20 protein-coding genes and 1 tRNA gene are annotated in these 18,971 nt (G+C 66.7%); 11 read left to right on the top strand and 10 right to left on the bottom strand.

Translation table 11 applies throughout. The features are described from left to right. The first annotated feature begins 75 nt into the window (after positions 1-75). Together HPC46_RS24545 and HPC46_RS24540 are read left to right on the top strand one after the other, a co-directional pair. Entirely contained in the window at positions 76-951 is an 876-nt protein-coding gene (locus HPC46_RS24545; RefSeq protein ID WP_179474800.1) for an FAD binding domain-containing protein, read from the top strand. After that, positions 944-1,420, top strand: coding sequence for a (2Fe-2S)-binding protein (locus tag HPC46_RS24540; protein WP_179474799.1), 477 nt, complete (start codon positions 944-946; stop codon positions 1,418-1,420). The genes HPC46_RS24545 and HPC46_RS24540 overlap by 8 nt, the downstream gene beginning before the upstream one ends. Here HPC46_RS24540 and HPC46_RS24535 read toward each other — a convergent pair. Together HPC46_RS24535 and HPC46_RS24530 are read right to left on the bottom strand one after the other, a co-directional pair. Then, a complete protein-coding gene (locus HPC46_RS24535; protein WP_179474798.1) occupies positions 1,417-3,735 on the bottom strand; it encodes a xanthine dehydrogenase family protein molybdopterin-binding subunit in 2,319 nt (772 codons plus the stop codon). The two genes, HPC46_RS24540 and HPC46_RS24535, sit on opposite strands and share 4 nt — an antisense overlap. Positions 3,736-3,833: 98 nt before the next feature. Continuing rightward, positions 3,834-4,250 (bottom strand): YkvA family protein, encoded by a 417-nt coding sequence (locus HPC46_RS24530; protein ID WP_179474822.1) that lies wholly within the window; start codon positions 4,248-4,250, stop codon positions 3,834-3,836. 26 nt (positions 4,251-4,276) lie between these two features. Between HPC46_RS24530 and HPC46_RS24525 the strand changes: the two genes are divergently transcribed. Both HPC46_RS24525 and HPC46_RS24520 read left to right on the top strand, forming a co-directional pair. Then, the gene (locus HPC46_RS24525) at positions 4,277-4,777 is read left to right on the top strand and encodes a DUF427 domain-containing protein (protein ID WP_179474797.1); all 501 of its coding nucleotides are present in this window, start codon (positions 4,277-4,279) and stop codon (positions 4,775-4,777) included. A 112-nt stretch (positions 4,778-4,889) separates the two neighbouring features. After that, entirely contained in the window at positions 4,890-6,191 is a 1,302-nt protein-coding gene (locus HPC46_RS24520) for an ammonium transporter (RefSeq protein WP_179474796.1), read from the top strand. Between the two features lie 18 nt (positions 6,192-6,209). Here the strand turns inward: HPC46_RS24520 and HPC46_RS24515 are convergent, their stop codons facing one another. Both HPC46_RS24515 and HPC46_RS24510 read right to left on the bottom strand, forming a co-directional pair. Next, on the bottom strand, positions 6,210-8,096 hold the full coding sequence (locus HPC46_RS24515) for a zinc ribbon domain-containing protein (RefSeq protein ID WP_179474795.1): 1,887 nt from the start codon (positions 8,094-8,096) through the stop codon (positions 6,210-6,212). Beyond that, positions 8,087-9,691 (bottom strand): S53 family peptidase, encoded by a 1,605-nt coding sequence (locus HPC46_RS24510; RefSeq protein ID WP_407665558.1) that lies wholly within the window; start codon positions 9,689-9,691, stop codon positions 8,087-8,089. Before HPC46_RS24510 ends, HPC46_RS24515 begins: the two co-directional genes overlap by 10 nt. A 142-nt stretch (positions 9,692-9,833) precedes the next feature. Here HPC46_RS24510 and HPC46_RS24505 point away from each other — a divergent pair, with 142 nt between their 5' ends. Beyond that, complete coding sequence (locus HPC46_RS24505; protein WP_179474793.1) at positions 9,834-10,253, top strand: hypothetical protein; 420 nt, start codon at positions 9,834-9,836, stop codon at positions 10,251-10,253. Between the two features lie 12 nt (positions 10,254-10,265). Here the strand turns inward: HPC46_RS24505 and HPC46_RS24500 are convergent, their stop codons facing one another. Further along, positions 10,266-11,576 carry a cadherin-like domain-containing protein gene (locus HPC46_RS24500; RefSeq protein ID WP_179474792.1) on the bottom strand — a complete coding sequence of 437 codons (1,311 nt, stop codon included), beginning with the start codon at positions 11,574-11,576 and terminating at the stop codon, positions 10,266-10,268. Here HPC46_RS24500 and HPC46_RS35790 point away from each other — a divergent pair. After that, complete coding sequence (locus HPC46_RS35790; protein ID WP_179474791.1) at positions 11,560-11,991, top strand: hypothetical protein; 432 nt, start codon at positions 11,560-11,562, stop codon at positions 11,989-11,991. The two genes, HPC46_RS24500 and HPC46_RS35790, sit on opposite strands and share 17 nt — an antisense overlap. Before the next feature lie 249 nt (positions 11,992-12,240). On the opposite strand, the gene HPC46_RS24490 is transcribed toward HPC46_RS35790, so the two are convergent. Beyond that, positions 12,241-13,125, bottom strand: a complete 885-nt coding sequence (locus tag HPC46_RS24490; protein WP_179474790.1) for an SDR family NAD(P)-dependent oxidoreductase — start codon at positions 13,123-13,125, stop codon at positions 12,241-12,243. 51 nt (positions 13,126-13,176) lie between these two features. On the opposite strand from HPC46_RS24490, the gene HPC46_RS24485 reads away from it, so the two are divergent. Both HPC46_RS24485 and HPC46_RS24480 read left to right on the top strand, forming a co-directional pair. Then, complete coding sequence (locus HPC46_RS24485; RefSeq protein WP_179474789.1) at positions 13,177-13,752, top strand: TetR/AcrR family transcriptional regulator; 576 nt, start codon at positions 13,177-13,179, stop codon at positions 13,750-13,752. 141 nt (positions 13,753-13,893) lie between these two features. Then, positions 13,894-14,340: a hypothetical protein gene (locus HPC46_RS24480; RefSeq protein WP_179474787.1), complete on the top strand. Its 447-nt coding sequence runs from the start codon at positions 13,894-13,896 to the stop codon at positions 14,338-14,340. Between the two features lie 15 nt (positions 14,341-14,355). Here HPC46_RS24480 and HPC46_RS24475 read toward each other — a convergent pair whose 3' ends face one another. Then, complete coding sequence (locus HPC46_RS24475; protein ID WP_179474785.1) at positions 14,356-14,676, bottom strand: EthD family reductase; 321 nt, start codon at positions 14,674-14,676, stop codon at positions 14,356-14,358. Positions 14,677-14,780: 104 nt separating this feature from the next. Between HPC46_RS24475 and HPC46_RS24470 the strand changes: the two genes are divergently transcribed. Further along, positions 14,781-15,188 carry an HNH endonuclease signature motif containing protein gene (locus HPC46_RS24470; protein ID WP_179474783.1) on the top strand — a complete coding sequence of 136 codons (408 nt, stop codon included), beginning with the start codon at positions 14,781-14,783 and terminating at the stop codon, positions 15,186-15,188. A 101-nt stretch (positions 15,189-15,289) separates the two neighbouring features. Here HPC46_RS24470 and HPC46_RS24465 read toward each other — a convergent pair. Together HPC46_RS24465 and HPC46_RS24460 are read right to left on the bottom strand one after the other, a co-directional pair. Further along, positions 15,290-15,361, bottom strand: a tRNA-Thr gene (locus tag HPC46_RS24465). Between the two features lie 45 nt (positions 15,362-15,406). Next, entirely contained in the window at positions 15,407-16,153 is a 747-nt protein-coding gene (locus HPC46_RS24460) for a hypothetical protein (protein ID WP_179474781.1), read from the bottom strand. A 128-nt stretch (positions 16,154-16,281) separates the two neighbouring features. Here HPC46_RS24460 and phoP point away from each other — a divergent pair, with 128 nt between their 5' ends. Further along, entirely contained in the window at positions 16,282-17,004 is a 723-nt protein-coding gene (gene phoP / locus HPC46_RS24455) for a two-component system response regulator PhoP (RefSeq protein WP_179474779.1), read from the top strand. A 39-nt stretch (positions 17,005-17,043) separates the two neighbouring features. Further along, positions 17,044-18,483 carry a sensor histidine kinase gene (locus HPC46_RS24450; protein ID WP_179474777.1) on the top strand — a complete coding sequence of 480 codons (1,440 nt, stop codon included), beginning with the start codon at positions 17,044-17,046 and terminating at the stop codon, positions 18,481-18,483. Here the strand turns inward: HPC46_RS24450 and HPC46_RS24445 are convergent. Further along, complete coding sequence (locus tag HPC46_RS24445) at positions 18,480-18,884, bottom strand: HIT family protein (RefSeq protein ID WP_179474775.1); 405 nt, start codon at positions 18,882-18,884, stop codon at positions 18,480-18,482. The two genes, HPC46_RS24450 and HPC46_RS24445, sit on opposite strands and share 4 nt — an antisense overlap. Between the last annotated feature and the right edge of the window lie 87 nt (positions 18,885-18,971).

Raw genomic sequence — 18,971 nt, 5'->3', positions numbered from 1 at the left:
GCACCGAAATCGCAGGCCTTGCGCTGCCCGCTATGCTGTGCACGTGCTTAGCATTATGCGCAGCGGCGGCTGCCGATGAAGCCGGCCCCGTTCGACTATCACCGGCCGGACAGCGTCGCCGAGGCGGCGCAGATGCTGACCGAATTCGGCGACGACGGCAAGCTGCTGGGCGGCGGACAAAGCCTGGTACCGATGCTGTCGATGCGTCTGGCGTTCTTCGACAACCTCATCGACATCTCGCGGCTCGGCGAGATGAAGGGCATCGAGGTGCGCGACGACGTGCTGCGGATCGGTGGCGGCACCACCCATGCCACGGTCGGCGCCGACGAGCGGGTGCGCGCGGCGGTGCCACTGTTGACCCGGGCCACCCCGCACATCGGCCACTTCCAGATCCGCAGCCGGGGCACCATCGGCGGCTCGATCGCTCACGCCGACCCGGCCGCGGAGTATCCGGCCGTCGCGCTGGCGCTGGACGCCACGATGGAGACGGTGTCGACATCGGGCGGGCGCGAGATCGCGGCCGGTGACTTCTTCGCGGGCGTGTGGGAAACCGCGATGGAACCCGGCGAGATCCTGCTCGGTGTGCGCTTCCCGATCTGGTCGGGCCGCGTCGGGTTCGGGATCGAGGAATTCGCTCGCCGCCATGGCGATTTCGCGATCGCCGGCGCGGCGGTGGCCATCGAACTCGACGACGACGACCGGGTGCGTCGCAGCGGCATCGGATTGCTGGCGCTGAGCGCCACACCGCGGCGGGCGTCGGCCGCCGAGGCGGCGATCACGGGTCGTCCGGTCGGTGACATCACCGCCGAAGAGATCGGTGAGCTCGCGATGAGCGAACTCGACGACATCCCGGCCGACCTGCAGGGTTCGGCCGACTATCGGCGACGGGTCGGCGCGGCGATGACCGCGCAGGCGTGGTCGGCCGCGGTCAAGGAGGCATTCGATGCATGAGCGTCCGATCACGGTGTCGGTCAACGGAGTTCCCGTCGATTCGATCGTCGAGCCGCGGCTGACCCTGGCTGACTTTCTGCGCGAACGCTGCGGTCTGACAGGTACGCACCTGGGCTGCGAGCACGGCTCGTGCGGCGCCTGCACAGTATTGCTCGACGGGGCGGCGGTGCGGTCTTGCCTGGTGTTCGCGGTGCAGGCCGAAGGAGCCGAGGTCTCGACCGTGGAGGGGGTGGCATCAGCCGACGGCGAGCTGTCGCCGGTGCAGGCCGCACTGCGCGACTGCCATGGGCTTCAGTGTGGTTTCTGCACACCGGGTTTCGTCATGTCGATCACGGCACTGCTGCGCGACAACCCGCATCCCACCGATGAGGAGATCCGCGAGGGCCTGTCCGGCAACTTCTGCCGCTGCACCGGCTATCAGGGCATCGTCAACGCGGTGCACCAGGCTGCCGAAACAGGCCAGGGTTAATCGCCTGCGGCCGCCTCGATCAGCGCCACGATCTGCGACGGGGTCGCGGGCAGCTTGGTGACCGTCACCCCGAGCGGGGCCAGGGCGTCGTTGATCGCGTTGATCACCGCGGGGGTTGAGCCGATGGCCCCGCCCTCACCGCAACCTTTGTAGCCGCCGACCCCCGGGCTCGGCACCTCCACGTGGCCGTACTCGATGGGCGGCACCTCGGTGGCGGTCGGCAGGAGATAGTCGACGAACGTGGTGGACAACGGGTTTCCGTCATCGTCGTAGACCAGGTTCTCCAGCAGCGCACCACCGATGCCCTGCACGGTCCCGCCGGCGATCTGCCCCTCGACGATGTTGGGATTGATCATCGGGCCGACATCCTCGCTGACGATGTAGCGAGTCAGGGTGACCCGGCCGGTGGTCACGTTCACCTCGCAGGTGCAGGCGTGAGTCGCGTTGGCCCAGTGGATCATAGTCTGCGAGGTGAAGCGGGCGGTCGCTTCCAGAGTGGCCGCCATACCTGGCGCGAGCTGCTGGGGCTCGTAGTAGGAGCGGTAGGCGAGATCGGCGAAACTGACGCTCTTCGTCGCATCTTCGCGCGATGTGGCCTTCGAGTTGGCCAACTCGATATCGGACTCCTCGACACCGAGTTGGTGGGCCGCCATCGCCACCAGTTGGTTGCGCAGGATCGTGCCCGCCTCGTTGACCGCGCCCGCGGTCATCGGCCCGCTGCGGCTGCCCTGTGTGCCGGCACCGTACGGGGTGACGGCGGTGTCGCCCTGGATCGTCGACACGTCGTCGATGTCGGCGCCCAGGGCGTCGGCGGTGAGCTGAACGACGGTGGTCTCGATGCTGTTGCCGCTCGATCCGCCGTTCACGTAGACGTTGATCTTGCCGGTGGGTTCCATCCGGATGGTGCAACCCTCGGTGGCCAGGTGACCGGTCGCCGCACCCGTCGGCTCGATATAGGCCGAGAACCCGAGTCCGATGTAGCGGCCTTGGGCCAGCGCCTCGGCCTGCTCCTTGCGGAACCCCTCGTGGTCGAGGATCTTGACCGCCTGCTCGAAGGTCTCCATCGGGGCGACGTGGTCATATGGCATGCCGTTGGGGTTGAAGTACGGCATCTCGTCGCGGCGCAGCAAATTCTTGCGCCGCAACTCGACCGGGTCGATGCCCATCTTGCGGGCCGCAATATCGAGAAGTATTTCCCGCGTGAGGGTTTCGTACTGCCAGGGCCCCCGATAGGCGGCCAGACCACTGGTGTTGGTGAACACCGTCTTGTAGTTGAAGCTGGCCTTGGGGACCCGGTACGGGCCGGGGAAGAACATCCCGATCGCCGCGGTGGTCAGCACCGGATAGGGCGTGGGGTAGGCGCCGATGTCCTGCAGGAAGTCGATCGCGACGGCGGTGATTGCACCGTCGGCGTCGAACGCCATTCGTGCCCGACCGTCGACATGGCGGGCCTGTCCGGCCGACATCAGGTTCTCGCGGCGGTCCTCGATCCACTTGAGCGGCGCGGGCACCTTGCGGGCGGCAAGCATGATGCACATGTCCTCGCGCATCGGGACGACCTTCTGGCCGAATCCACCGCCGGTGTCCCGGGTGATAACCCGGACCCCGTGCGCCGGGATGCCGAGCAGCCGCGCGGCGAACGCCCGCAACTCGTGCGGGGTCTGGGTGGAAGCCCACAGGGTGAGTTCCTGTGTGGCGGCTACCCATTCGACGACCAGGCCGCGGGTTTCGATGGGTACCGGCACGTGGGTCTGCTGATAGATCTGCTCGTCGGCGACGTAGGCCGCTGCGGCGAAGGCCTCCTCGTCCGGCGGTGCCCCGGCCAGGCCGCCTGCGACGTTGTCGGGGTAGGCCTCGTGGACCACCGCTTCGGCGTTGATCGCCTGGGTGAAATCGGCGATCGCGGGCAGCGGGTCGTAATCGACGTCGACGAGTTCGACGGCGTCCTCGGCGATGTAGCGGTTGTCGGCGATGACGATGGCGATGGGGTCGCCGACGAACTTCACCTCACCGTCGGCCAGCGGCGGTCGGGGGGTGTCGGGAACGTCCTTGCCCGCCACTGCGTGCCAGGCCTCTTTGACGTCCGCGTTCAGGTCTGCGGCGGTGAGTACCGCGTGCACACCGGGCAGCTCGAGCGCGGCCGAGACGTCGAGGCTGTTGATCCGAGCGTGCGCGAACGGGCTGCGCACGAAGCAGGCGTGCAGCATGCCCGGTCGGACAATGTCGTCGACATAGGTGCCGTGCCCGGTGAGCAGGCGAGTGTCCTCGACCCGGGGGACACGCGTTCCCGCGTAACGGGTGACAGGTGCGGCCATTGCGTGAGCTCCAATGCGTCGTCGGCAAGCCGGTACGCGACAGCTAAGCAGTCGCTCAGCAGAGCGTACCCAAGTGGTCCCCGCCCGTCAGGCGAAGGTCATTCCGATTCGGGCAATCCGCACAGCCGGCGCAGCGCGGCCAGCCCGACGGGCGTTCCCGGCCAGTGGGTTGCCAGGGCCTGCGGACCCGCGGTACGGGCGACCCAGCGCAGCACCAGGGCGGTGAGGATGACGTCGTCGGCATAGCCGAGTACCGGGATGAAGTCGGGAATCAGATCGATCGGTGAGGCCAGGAAGATCAGCAGGCCGGCGAGAACGACGCGAATCCGGCGGGGCAGCGTCGGATCGGACGCCAGGCGTTTGAGCAGCCGCAGCACATCCGGCAGCAGGCGAAGCATGTCCGCGATCCCGACCTCGTCGGGCTTGAACAGCCACAACGCAAGTGCAAGGGCCAGCCAGACGATGACCAGGGCAGCGCCGGCGGAGACCGGGATCATCCACCACTGGTCGAGCATGCCGTCCATCTTCGTATTGTCGAGACATGAATCCCTGGCCGACACCGGAGCGCGCAGGCCCTGGCCAGGAATCGGTGTGGGACTACCCGCGCCCACCCCGCCTCGAGTCGTTCGCCGGTGCCATCTCCGTCGAACTGGGTGGGCGGGTGATTGCGTCCACGGAGTTCAGCTGGCGGGTGCTCGAAACCAGCCATCCACCGACGTATTACCTACCGCGTGCGGCCTTCGAAGCGGGCGTGCTGCGCGATGCGCCGGGCGCGTCGATGTGTGAATGGAAAGGCCAGGCGCACTACTTCGATTTGGTGTCTGGCGTGGCTGTGGCCGCACGGGCGGCATGGACGTATCCCCGGCCGACGCCGGCGTTCACTGAGATCGCCGGAGCGATTGCGGTGATGGCCAGCCTGGTCGACCGATGCACCGTCGACGGTGAAACCGTCGTGCCCCAACCGGGCGGGTTCTACGGCGGTTGGATCACCAGCCAGGTGGTAGGGCCTTTCAAGGGAGTGCCCGGCTCGATGGGCTGGTAGCGCCCTACATATCCCCGGGCGGCCCGCCGCCGAAACACGCCGGAAACATGATTGCCGCACCCGCGAAACACCACGCCGACATTCTCGTCGGGACCGTCGAAGGAGCCGGACTTTGGATGCGATCGATCCCGCCGCCACCGCGTGGCTGCTGGCCAGCACAGCGCTCGTCTTGTTGATGACCCCGGGTTTGGCCATTTTCTATGGCGGCATGGTCCGCACCACCGGCGTGCTCAACATGATCATGATGAGCTTCATCGCGATCCCGCTCGTCACAGTGGCGTGGCTGCTCGTCGGCTACACACTGGCGTTCTCCGGGACCAGCCTTGGCGGCTTCATCGGCGATCTATCGCACATCGGGATGGCGGGCATCGGCCCGAGCACGGTGCACGGCTCGGTCCCCGAACTGCTCTTCTCCACCTTCCAGCTCAGTTTCGCGATCATCACCGCCGCGCTGATCAGCGGCGCGATCGCCGACCGCGCCAAGTTCGCCGCCTGGATGATCTTCGTTCCCGTCTGGTCCATCGTGGTCTATGCCGTTGTGGCGCATTGGGTCTGGGCGCCGGGCGGCTGGCTGTTCAAAATGGGTGTGCTCGACTACGCGGGCGGGCTGGTCGTCGAGATCGTCTCCGGGTCTTCTGCGCTGGCACTGGCCCTGGTGCTGGGGCCGCGTATTGGTTTCAAGGTCGACGCGATGCGCCCGCACAACCTGCCCTTCGTCCTACTGGGTGTCGGGCTGCTGTGGTTCGGTTGGTTCGGCTTCAACGCCGGCTCCGCGCTGGCAGCCAACGGCACGGCAGCGGCGATCTTCCTCAACACACTGGTCGCCGGCTGCCTGGGCATGCTGGGCTGGTTGTCGGTCGAGCAGATCCGAGACGGGCGCCCGACGACATTCGGCGCCGCCTCCGGTGTGGTCGCCGGGCTGGTGGCGATCACCCCGTCCTGCGGGACGGTGAACACCCTCGGTGCCGCGGTGGTCGGGCTGGCCGCGGGCATCGTCTGCTCGTTCGCGATCGGGCTGAAGTTCCGGTTCGGCTATGACGACTCCCTCGACGTGGTCGGCGTGCACTTCGTCGGCGGGGTGGTCGGCGTGCTGCTGATCGGCTTCCTGGCCACCGCGGTCATGACCGGCGGACCGCAGGGATTGCTCTACGGCGGCGGGCTGGCCCAGCTGGGCAAGCAGGCGCTCGCGATGGTCGTCGTGGCGATCTACGCCTTCCTGATGTCGTTCCTGCTGGCCAAGTTGATCGACCGGACCATCGGATTCCGGCTGAGTCCCGAGGACGAGACCGCGGGCGTTGACTTCACCCAGCACGCGGAATCGGCGTACGCGGAGGGCGTCCACGGGCATCAGCCGCTGCGCAGACCGCTGTTCGGTGACCAGCGGCCCCGCTCGGACACCGCCGACGAGGAGTAGTCGAACCGCTGCCGCTGATCAGCGGGGCGGGTCGCCCCGCCAGGCAAAGCTGTTGACGTACTTGTCCAGATCCATGGCGAGTTCGAGGTTGGCTCCCGAAGGCCGACCGGGGCCGAACTTGGGGCCGAACTCGCGGTACGGCCCGATCGCGCCCGCGATGAGCGCGAGATCGTGCTTGACGGCGACCAAGATGACCACCCGTAGATGCCGGTAGCTGGCGTCACCGTCCTGCGGCCAGATGTCGGCGACCTCGCCATAGCCGGATTGGTACCCGACCATGGCGTTGGGGACCTCATAGGCGGTGCGGGCATCCGGGTAGCGCACGGTGAGGAATGCCTCGGCGACTTCCCTGGCGGACTTACCGCCTGCGGGCTGGCTCCACAGTTTCAACGTTCCGCCGTCGCCCCCGGTGTAGCGCGCCGTCACGCCGTCAGGGGTGGTGGTGATGTCGTAGGCAGAACCGGGAGCGGGGTACGACACCGAGAACGCGCCATCGGCGGCGGTGAACCGGGGCAGCGCCGCCACCGGCGTCCCACTGGGCGGGCGACCGCAATCGGGCGGGCAGTTGTAGACGACAGCGGGTTCGGAAATGCTCGCCGAGAGGGTGATGAGGGGTGCGGTCACCACGAGGATCGCCACCACCCACATGCTCAAGACGCGGGTGCTTGTGGTCCGTGACAACGACCCCGCCGTATAGGCTTGCGCCGCAACCCCATAGCCCGGCCAGATCGCCGCATCCAAAGGACCGGGCTCAGGCACGACCGCGCGGCGCTCGGCACGGGACTTCGCCGACGAAGCATGCGTGGCCGCGCCACAGGCGGGGCAGAATGCCATCTCCGGCACCACGTTTCGGCAGTGTAAGCACAGCTGCGGTTCGCCTCGTATCGGGCCGGGCTCCTCGTGTAACAGTGCCAGCTGGAGGCCCAACCTCAGTGCGAGCAGCGCCACCAACACCATCGCGACATGCCAGGCCAGCATGGTCTCTTGAGGCAGTCCCGCGACATCGGTGATGCCCACGATCGCGTAGACCCCCAGGACGGCGATCCCGAACAGGGCCAGCGCCGCGTTCACGAGCGAGCGCCGCAGCTGCGCATGGCCGGTTGGACGCCTGAACCACAGTGCGGCACCGAGCAATCCGCCGGCACAGGCAGCAGTCAGCGGTATCGTCACGCCACGGATGCCGGCTTCGACGAGCAGCCACTCGACCGGCCGGTTCTTGGCCACGGTGGCCGCGGCGAACTGTGGCGCGAGCCGAGTGAAGGTCGCCGCAGCCGTGAAGCTGAGGGCGGACAGCACACCGATCACAAAGCCGTTCAACGATTCCCGGGTGCCCGGTCGGACCAACCGAACCACAACCGCGGGGATCATCATCAGCAGGGCGCCGCCCTCGGCCACGCCCAGACCGTCGCGCAGTACCCGATTGCCGGCGATTCCTGCGTCGAATGGCGCGCCCGTTTCCCGGATCACCAGGTCGCCGGTCAAGAGCACCCAGCTCACGCCGATCGCGATTCCGAGCGCGACGGTGATCGCCAGGGAGCTACGCGGGATATCCCGGTAGACACCGGATTGGTGGCGGTAGATCACGAACAGCAGGGGTAGGCCGAGCGCCGCGACGGTCACCAACGCCCCGGGCAGGCGGAGCTGCACGGCTACCGCCATCGCGACGACGACCAGGACCAGCCCGAGATTGAACGGGGTGCGAGAGAACTGGGACAGATGCGGGAACAGCGAGCTGGCAACAGCGGGACGTAACACATGTTCGCCAGGAGCGGCGCAGAAAACCCTGGGGCGCAACCACTGTGGGCCATCTCCTGGCTGCGGGTTGAGGTGCGCACCGCACGTCCCGCAAAACACTCCGGCGGGCACCTCGGTGCCGCAGGCCGGGCAATCCACGGTCACCCGCATCCGACACCACATCTCTGCAACGCGAGGATGTCCTGGGCCAGGTGATCCACGTCGGGTGTGCCGAGCCCGGTCACCAGGTCGTAGCCCGGCCCCGCGTTGTCGACCGCATTGCCACCGAGGGTCACATCCCGGAATGCAGGAAGCCTTGCCCCCTGTGCGATTTCGTAGAGCAGTGGATTCAACTCGCCGATCGGCGCGCCCCCGTTACGAATGAGGTAGTCGTTCATCAAGGCGGTCAGACCCGCCCAGATCGGCGCGGCCAACGAGGTGCCGCCACCCACAACGTGCTGGCGTCTGAAGACGATCCGGACGCCGGTGTACGGGTCGGCGACTGCGGCGATGTCCGGTGTCAGCCGGCGGTTCGGGGGTGCGGCGATCCGCAATTCGGATTGCCATGGCGGGCGTTCGAACAGGTTGGACACCCCACCGCCGGTGCCTTGGGAGATCGCCGGGGCAAACCACGACTGTTCGGCGAGCCAGTGGCCTTCGGCGTCGGTCGACAAGGTGGTGCCGCCGACGTCGGTCATCTCGGGCAGTGATGCCACCGAGTCCAGACCGACATCGTCGGGCGCCGGTGGCGAGGACCAGTTGTGGCCGCCCTTGCACTCCAGGCCGGCGAGGTCGCCGCTGGCATTGAACGCGGTTGTGCCGTGCCGAAGCGCGGTGTTCAGGGCGGAGCGCACCGGAAGCAGGTCGGCCGCGGTTGCGATCTTGTCGCAGCCCCAGCCGATCGAAAAGCTCCACACCGCACCGGGATAACGCCGGTCGGCCTCTTCCATCAAGGCGCCGATCTTCTGATAGGTGGCATCGCCGGAGACCGTGCTGCGCGCGTTGACCAGAACCTTCTTGGCATCGGGTGCGACCGCGTGGATGGCTTCCAGGTCCATCGTTGCCTCGCCGGTGCGCTCGGAAGGCATGTCGCCCATCAGTTCCGGGGTGAACTTGGGCAGATTGAAGGACGTCGCGTACAGGTCCAGGTCTTCTTGGTCGAACCCGTCGAAGGAGAACACCAGGACGGTGGTGCCCTTACCGGTGTGCCCGGCGGCGTGCAACGGCGCAGCGTTGTAGGTGCGGAGCAGTCCGGCAGGGGGGAGGCCCTGGTCGGGCACATCCAGCGGCACGATGACGGGCACCGATTCGTAATGCGGTATGTGGCCGAGGATTCGGCCGAGTTCGGAAACCTCACCACCGACCGCGGCGGGGATCGCCGGCTGCTGGGGCGAGGCGTAGAAGGCCTGACCCTGTCGGCCACGGTAGTCGTGTACGGCAACGCCGAACGCCGCACCGACGGCTCCGGGTGCTCCTGACACCGCGGCCCACCGATCACCCGAGCGCCACTGCACCGACAAACCGCGCTGCTGCGCCCAGTCGAACAGCGTCGCCGGCCGCGAGTCGGTGTGCAAGCCCGCCACGAGCTGGACGAGATCGCCTCGGGCGGGACCCAGGTCGGTGGAGGCGGACAGCAGCAATGCGTAGGGCCCGGTGATCGTCCCGGCCGCAACCACCGGCTGGTCGGACTGGCCGGTGGCAAAGCTCAGGCCGGCGGCGGCAACGACAGCGCCCAACGACAGCCACTTGGTAGCCCGCGTCGTCATCGACATGCCCGACGATATCAGCGGCGTGGCGCGCGGATGGTGATGTCTGCAAGGTTGCGCGCGGAAGAATTCTGTCCGAACCACCGCTGCAACGGTCGATTACTGTTTCGCAACTGCCTCAGCGGAGGTTAGGTTGCCGATCATGGGTAACGGCGCAGACGACATCAGTCGATCGATCATGTTCTCTCGGCAGCTCGTCCTGGCCGCTGGCTTCGCCGTAATCGTTGGGGCAGTGGCCCTTTCAGCCGGATGCGGGCAGTCCGCCAAGGAGAGCCCGTCCAGCACGACGTCTTCGGCCACCAGTAAGCCCATGCCCTCGCCCACGGAGAAGGGCGTCATCCAGATGCCGCCGCGAGCCTTCAATCAGAACCAGAACGCCGCGGACGGCATGCTGGCGCTGCAGAGCCAGGGCTATATCGTCCAGTTCAATTACGCCGCAGGCAGTGGGACCGACCGGCCGCTGTCGGAATGCAAGATCACCGGTGTCGACGGGTTGCGCGGCGACAATCCGCCCGCCAACACCACTGTGTTCCTCACCGTTTCCTGTCCCGGCAGTAACTGATCTCGCGAGCGGCTACCGCTGCTTTCTCCGGCGGACGAGCATCAGGCCGAGGAAAAGGACTGCGGCACCGGTGGATTGAGACACCATCGTGTAGCCGAGGTCCTTCAGGATGCCGATCTCGATGGCACTCAGCGTCCGGACGCCGAGTCCGGTGTCGGACGCTGCGTTCATCAGCTTCTCCATGGAGCCGGTGTACGTGTCGTCGTCCAGGTGCGACATCGAGCTGCCGGACTCCCAAGGGTTCGGGGTGTACAGCGGCACCGGGTTGCCATTGTTGGCTGCCTTCGCATTGGCGCCGCCGAAGTACAGTCCGGTGTCGCCGCCGGTCAGGTTCGAGTTGTAGGCGGTGTTGAACACGTCGCCGTTGAACACCGACGTGCCGTTCTTGTTCACGATGAAGCTGTCGAAGGTGGTCCAGTTCGGCACCGTGTTGTTGCCTGCGCTGTCGACGACGGAGATGAAGCCGAACGTGTGCGTCAACTCGTGCATGGCCGTGGACGGGAAGTCGTAGCTTCCGGCGGGCACCGTGGCGCCGTAACCCCAGCCGTAGCCGAAGTTCCAGTTGATCGTGCCGTCGGCGGCCGACCCGTTGGCGTCGTCGCCGGTCAGGATCTTGTGCTGTACCACGGTGTCGTAGAAGCCGTCGTCCTCGCTGAGCAGATCACTGCCGGCCGACGCCAGCGTCCCGCCCAACAGCGAGTACTCACCGGTGACGCTGTAGGTGATCGTGACGTCGTGCTGGGCGACGAAGTAGCTCGACAGGTAGATGGCCGTCGCTGCCAGCTCAGCACGCGCCGCGCTCGACCAGAACTGCGAGCCGGACCCGTAGTTGAACTGGAACGTGATCCGCGGGGTGCCGGCGGGCTGCTGATAGATGCCGCCGGCCGCGGAGGTGCTGGCGGTCCGGAACCAGTTGAGCAGGTTGATGTGCGGCCCGGTGTCGGTTGCCGAGACGGTGAAGGAGTCGATGCAGGTGGTGCTGCACTGGCCGCCGGGCGTCGGGTCGTAGGTGTAGGTGCCGTCCTGGTTGAGCGTGACGGTGCCGTAGTGCGCTTGCTGGGTCAGTTTGTAGACGAGATGGTCGCCCTCGGGGTCGACCGCATCGACCTCGCCGGTGATCTGCCCCGTCTCCTGGCCGGTGAGTTGGACCACCGAGACGCTGGGCGCCTCGTTGAAGAACGAGCGGCGGATCAGCAGGCCCGCGGCCCCGAATGAGTCTTGAATGGCGTTGAGCAGCGCCGTGATCGGATCGGCGTTGGCCGAGGCGGTCTTGCTGGCGCTCGTCTTGGCCGCGGTGATCTGGGCGGTGTCACTCGCCGTCACCGGAGTGCTGGTCGTGGTGTCGGTCGACGTCTGCTCGTTGGCTGTCGCGTCGCCGGTTGAGGTCGTATCAGCGGCTGTGTCGTTCGTTGACGATGTCGTGGAGTTGCTCGACGTCCGGCGGGACGTCGCCTCGGAGCGACCGGACGAACCGGATGCCGTCGACGACGCGGCTACGGCGGTCTTCTTCGATGACGCCGACGACTTGCTTGTCGCGGACGACGAAGCGGTGGACTTCGGGCCGCGCGCGGTATGCCCGGTCGCCTTCTTTGCAGACCCAGAACTCGACGTTGCCGAACTCGACGAGTCCGATGCAGAGCTGTGGTCGGTGTCATCGGCGCTGGCAACGGCGATGCCGGGGCCCGCCAGTGAGAGCCCCAGGGCAAGGGCAGCGATTCCTGCCCTTGCACCACGCTGAACGTTCGCCATTGACGCACCACCTTCACGCAGTTCCGACTTGCCCGTGAAGTTGGCGAACTTCAGGCAAACCCCCCGGTCAGGGTGTCAATCGCCGCGAAGCGATCTGACACCCGTTTGCTGTCTCAGCGAATTCTAAGCTTATTTCGGGCTGGGATGGAATGTTTAGCGCCGAAGTTCGCTCGATGTTGGCCGCAGAGGAACCGATCACGGATGACTTGGTGCGGGGAACGTCGAAGTCGGTCACCACTCAAGCGTCGTACACGCTAGGAAGCTTGGGGTAGTGCGGACGCAGGGCAGCGGCCAGGACGCGGTCGAGTACCCGGTCGGGCAGGAAGCGCACCATGGTGAGCAATGCGGCTTCGCGGCCGACCGTGTAGCGGGTCCGCGGCTTGCGCGCGGCAATGGCTTTGGCGATCACGGTGGCCGCGGCCTGGGCGGGCACACCGGACTTCGTGGATGAGATCGCCTGTTCGTTGACGGCGTGTACCAATGCGCCGTAGCGCTGCCGCTGCTCGGGGGTCATGGCTGACACCAGCTCCCCGGCGGTGGCGATCGCCCGCCCGAGCATCGCGGTGCGCACCGCACCGGGTTCGATGACGATCACATGCACGCCGTGCGGTGACAGCTCACGGCGAAGGGAGTCGCTGACGGCTTCGAATGCGAACTTCGTTGCGGCGTAGGGACCGTACGCAGCCATGGCGACCTTTCCGCCCACGGAGCTGATGTTGATAATCCGGCCTCGGCTGGCGATCAGGGCAGGCAGTAGTGTCTGCGTCACCGCGACCTGGCCGAACAGGTTGACCTCAAACATGGCTCGCCACTGGTCGAGCGCAAAGGCTTCGATCGGTACGTTGGCCTGGATCGCGGCGTTGTTGACCAGCGCCCGTACCGCGCGGCCCTGCGAGTCGCCCTGCACACGAGTGGCCAACGCCTGGATGTGCTCAGGGTTGGTGATGTCGAGGATCAGCGGCTCGATACCCGTCGCTCGGATTGCCTCGGCGTCGACGTCGCGCCGGACCCCGGCCAGGACATGGAACCCCTGCCGGGCCAGTTCCCGCGCCGTGGCTGCGCCGATGCCGGTCGATGCACCGGTTACGATGGCGATCTCTTGGATCTCAGGTGACGCTGTCATCTCAATGACGCTACCGCTTCAGATGACAGTGTCAACAGAACGGAGTGACGGATGAGTCGCATCGAGTCTGCGGCCGCGACCCGCCGCGCCCTTCTGGACGACGCCGCCGAATTGCTCGACAGCGGTGGTCCCGCCGCGGTCACGCTACGCGAGGTAGGTGCCCGTGCCGGGGTGAGCCGCGGAGCGCCCTACCGGCACTTTGCCGACAAGGAAAGCCTGCTCACCGCCGTCGCGGCCGAAAGCTGGCAGCGCATCGGAGACCACATGCACGCGCTGCTGACGGACTCGCGACTGTCACCCGCCGACACGCTGCGCACGGCACTGAAGCACGTCATCACCATCAGTCGCCGGCAGCCCCACCTCTATCAACTGATGTTCAGCGCGCCGGCAGGGGACCCGACGGCCGTGGTCCGAGCGGCGCAAAGCATGTGCGACGAATTCCTGGTCATCGTCGCCGCAGTCGTCGGGGAGGAGGACGCCCAGCGCTGCTCGGCCATCCTCCTGACCGGCGTTCACGGCGCTGCGGGGTTGGAGGCGAGCGGTCTGCTGCGCACCGACAAGTGGCAGACCGACGCCGACGAACTGGTCGACATGCTCCTCGCGATGGCGGTGGGCGACCAGGGCTAGGGCGACCTGCGCTCTTCGTCGCAAACGCACAGCGACATCACGGGAACCGCATCACTTTGTTGGGATCGGTAGCGGATCGCCGCTTGTGGACTTGCTGTCACGACGCCACACACTGCGGCGCGCCACCAGAAGGATCACAGGATGAAGACCACTGCCAATCGGAAGCGGACCATCGCTGCGGCGTTGATGTCCGCCGGTACTGCCGTGATCGTGTCCGGCGGACTCGCCCTTGGTGGGTGGACGTCGGCCACCGCTCACGCGCAGACCGGCCCCAGCTATCAAGGTGGCAACTGCCCATCAGGGCTGACGTGCACCCATTGGTGTCCTGGTGATCCGGCGATTCCGGGCAGTCAAGTCCTGAGCTGGGACTGGAACGTATGCCACGACTGGTACTGGAACTCCGAGGGCATCGTCGACGTGACGACCAACGTGATCTACCCGTGGCGTGGCGCTCCGCACCAGGCCGCACCGCCACCGCAGTTCAGTCCTGCGCCGCCACCGCCGCCCCCGGCTGGGCCTCGGCCGTTCTGCACTCCGCGCGGATCGCTGATCATCATCCCGCCGATCTGCGACGAAATCGGGTATTGAGCGCGAGAGTTCACCTCACTGTTGCGGAATCTCGATGTCGGAGAACAGAACTCGCACGCCTCCGGTGGACAGTCGTCCCATGGCTTCGAAGAACGCGCCAAATTCCGCCGTGGCGACCGCCGCGCTGGCGGCGTCGTAGTCGGGGTAGTAAAGGTCGATCATCCGATGGGCGGGAGTCGGACTCCCATCCTCCTTCGGCCACACCTTCGACGCTTCGAATCGGATGTAGCCAGGGATGCGGCGGGCCGCCTCGAGCTGCTCTGCGGGGTACGCGGCTTCGAACGCCTCGGGGTCGGTGGGGTTGTCGTAGATGACGGTGATCTTGGTTTCGGACATCGACTCGGCCTCTCGCGCGGGCAATCCATACGTGTTCAGACATTAGTGGTTGCACGGGATTTCGGCGTATCGGCCTTGTCGGTAGCTGGGGCTAACGTCACCTTATGTCGATCAAATGTGTCGGGTGTGGAGTCGATGTTCAGAGCCGACAGGCGAAGGTCTACTGCAGTAATGCGTGTCAACAGTCGCAACGCCGGACGTTGCTCCTGAAAACCTGGCTCGAGACTGGCGTATGCGGCCGTACGTCATACCAAGGCCACTATGTCCGGGATTACATCTACGCGCAGCAGGGTGGATGCTGCGCCATCTGTGGAATGGCAGCCAACTGGAACGGCGCGACACTCGCACTGGTCCTCGACCACGTCGATGGAAACGCAACCAACAACTTTCGCCCGAATCTGAGGCTCATCTGCCCTAACTGCGACAGCCAGCTGCCGACCTATAAGGCGAGAAATCGCGGTAACGGCCGCTTCTACCGTCGGCAGCGCTACGCCGACGGCCAGTCGTTCTGATTGTTTGCTGTGGATTGGCTGAATTGTTGGTTAGTCGGGCGACGTCGATGGACGCGAGATTAGAAATATCTCTTGAAATGCTCGTATGCTGACAAGCTACGAGCCCCCTATCGGGATTGAACCGATGACCTACATATTACAAGTATGTTGCTCTACCACTGAGCTAAGGAGGCATTGGTCGGCACCAAAGGCTCGACTCGACTAACAGACTAGCGAACTCACTGATCGTCGTCGTCGATGACCAACCGGTCGCTGCGGACCCGCTCAGAGCTCACCGGACGCGGCGGGGAGTAGCTGCGCCGGCGGCCCGGGATCGGAATGCGGTCGGCGATATTGCTCAGCGGGTTGACCACAAGGCTCAGCGTCGTGACCGCCTCGCGCAGGGTCTCGATCGTCGGCGCCAGCGCTTCGAGCCCCGGCGCCAACCGGTTCAGGGTGTCGGCGACGTCGGCCAGCTGCTCCAACGGGCCGTTGCGCGCCGTCAGCTTCTCGACCAGCCCGCCCTCGGCCATCAGCCGGTCCGCGAGCCCCTCCTCGCCGAGGATCCGCTCGATCAGGCCGTCGTCGTCGAGCAACTGGTCCACCAAGCCGCCCGGTGCCAGGGCCCGCTCCAGCCCGCCGCCCTCGGCGGTCAGCCGGTCCAACACACCATCCGGCGCGGTGACCCGGTCGATCAGCCCGCCCGGTCGCATCAGCCGATCCAGCGGACCATCGGGCGCAAGCGCCCGGCCCAGCGGGGCGTCGTCGTCGAGCAGCTGGGCGAGCTTGTTCGCCCGGGCGATGGTGTCCTCGAGGCCGAACATCTGGGCGACCGAGTTCGGCGACGCCGGGACCCCGGCCTCCCCGAGGGTCCGTTTGGTGAGGTCAAGGCCCGCTTTGGCGATGTCGAGGCCCGTCTCCGCCGCGGCCAGGCCCACCCGCACCGGTGTGGTCGCGATCCCAACCACGGTCTTCGCCAGGTCCATCTCACAAGTGTATGAGCGCGGGAAGTTTGTAACCGGAGGTATCGGTCAATCGACGCACAGCCCAACTCACAGGAATCTCACAGCGCCTAGGCAGCCCCAGTTCAACAATGTGAGAGGAAATTGGCAGCATGGCCGCACCCGCATCACCCCCGGAAATCCGACCCGAGGCACGTGTCCTCGTCGTCGACGACGAGACCAATATCGTCGAACTCCTATCAGTGAGCCTGAAGTTCCAGGGCTTCGAGGTCCACACCGCCTCCAGTGGGCCGGCAGCCCTGGACCGGGCCCGGGAGGTGCGTCCCGACGCGGTGATCCTTGACGTGATGATGCCCGGCATGGACGGCTTCGGCGTGCTGCGCAGGCTGCGCGCCGACGGGATCGACGCCCCGGCGTTGTTCCTGACCGCCCGTGACAGCCTGCAGGACAAGATCGCCGGGCTCACCCTCGGCGGCGACGACTACGTCACCAAGCCCTTCAGCCTCGAAGAGGTCGTCGCCCGGCTGCGCGTCATCCTGCGCCGCGCCGGCAAGGGCATCGAAGAACCGCGCAATTCACGCCTGAGCTTCGCCGACATCGAACTCGACGAGGACACCCACGAGGTATGGAAGGCCGGCGAGCCGGTCTCGCTGTCACCGACGGAGTTCACGCTGCTCCGATATTTCGTGATCAACGCCGGGACCGTCCTGTCCAAGCCCAAGATCCTCGACCACGTGTGGCGCTACGACTTCGGCGGTGACGTCAACGTCGTCGAGTCTTACGTCTCCTACCTGCGCCGCAAGATCGACACCGGGGAAAAGCGCCTCCTGCACACCCTGCGCGGGGTCGGATACGTGCTGCGGGAGCCGCGGTAATCGCCGCGGGACACGCCGGACGGCGCGAACAATAGAGAAATGCCCAGCCGCTACCACCGAGCGCTGCCACTGAGAGTCGGCCTGGTGGCCGCCATGTTGCTCCTCGTGGGCTGCGGACTGTTGGCCTCCGGGATCGCCGTCACTTCCACCCTGCAGCACGATCTCGTCAACCGTGCCGACCAGACCCTGCTCGACGCCTCCCGGGGCTGGGCCCAGGCCCCGCGCCGGATGCCCCCACCCGATGAGGGCCCCAACCCGGCCCGCCCGCCGTCGAACTTCTATGTGCGCGGGGTCGACGCCGACGGCCACGTCTGGATGGCCGTCAACGACCGCGACGCCGAGCCGGCTCTCCCCGACGACAACGACGTGGGCTCCTCGCCGGTGACCGTCGGCTCGCTGGACCACTCCCACGTCCAATGGCGTGCGGTGTCGGTGCAGGGGCCCAACGGTGAATTGACCACCGTCGCCATCGACATGTCCGACATCCAGTCCACTGTGCGCAGCCTGGCCTGGTCGCAGGTCGCCATCGGCACCGCGGTGCTGGTGATCCTCGGCGTCGCCGGCTACTGGGTGGTGCACCGCAGCCTGCGGCCTCTTGTCGAAGTCGAGAAGACCGCCGCCGCGATTGCTGCCGGACAGCTCGATCGCCGTGTGCCGGAACGGGATCCGCGTACCGAAGTCGGCCGGCTGTCGCTGGCCCTCAACGGAATGCTCTCGCAGATCCAGTCCGCGATGGCGTCATCGGTGGAGTCTGCCGAACAGGCGCGGACGTCCGAGGAACGCATGCGGCGATTCATCACCGACGCTTCCCACGAGCTGCGCACCCCGCTGACCACCATCCGCGGATTCGCCGAGCTCTACCGCCAAGGCGCCGCCCGCGACGTCGAAATGCTGATGTCGCGCATCGAGAGCGAATCCCGGCGGATGGGGTTGCTGGTCGACGACCTGCTGCTGCTGGCCCGCCTCGATGCTCAGCGTCCGCTCGAGCAGCGCCGGGTGGACCTCCTGTTGCTCGCCACCGACGCCGTGCACGACGCCCAATCCATCGCCCCGAAGCGCACCATCAGCATGGAGGTCTTCGACGGCCCCGGCACCCCCGAAGTCCTCGGCGACGAGGCCCGGCTGCGTCAGGTGCTCGGCAACCTGATGGCCAACGCGTTGCAGCACACCCCGGAGACCGCGCGGATCGCCGTTCGGGTGGGCACCGAGGACGACGATGCGGTGCTCGAGGTCGTCGACGAGGGTCCGGGCATGACACCTGAGGACGCCCAACGCGTGTTCGAGCGGTTCTATCGCACCGACTCCTCGCGCACCCGCACCAGCGGCGGCACCGGGCTGGGCCTGTCGATCGTCGACTCGCTGGTGTACGCGCACGGCGGCCGAGTCACGGTGCGGACCGCGCCGGGGCAGGGCTGTTGCTTCCGGGTCAGCCTGCCGCGCATCGTCGACGTGCCGGCGCCGGTCGCCCCCGCGGTCTAGTCGAGTTCGGCCAGCGCTGCCTTGATCCTGGCCTGTGCATCGTCCAGCGACGCCGGTGACGGATTGCGATCGACGTTGGCGAATCCGAAGTCCGACAGATTCCGCGCCGGGAACACGTGCACGTGCAGGTGCGGGACTTCCAGTCCGGCGATGATCAGCCCGGACCGTTCGGCGCCGAACGCCGCGCATACGGCCTTACCGATCCGCTGCGACACCGCCATCACCTTGTTGAACAAGGCGGGGTCGACGTCCTGCCAGTTGTCGACCTCGGCCCGGGGTACGACCAGCGTGTGGCCCGGCGTCATCGGCTCGATCGTCAGGAACGCGACGACCTCGTCGTCTTCGTAGACGAATCGTCCCGGCAGTTCGCGGTTGATGATCATGGTGAAGACGGAGGCCATGGCGCCAAGCATATGAGGAGCCGACTGCGCCGATTCACGAAGCTGGCTCACAGGAACTCCTCAGACCCGGCCCAGTGTGACGGCAGC

The organism is Mycolicibacterium vinylchloridicum (assembly GCF_013404075.1).
GTDB classification, from domain to species: domain Bacteria; phylum Actinomycetota; class Actinomycetes; order Mycobacteriales; family Mycobacteriaceae; genus Mycobacterium; species Mycobacterium vinylchloridicum.
This window is presented reverse-complemented; position numbering and strand designations above follow the sequence as displayed.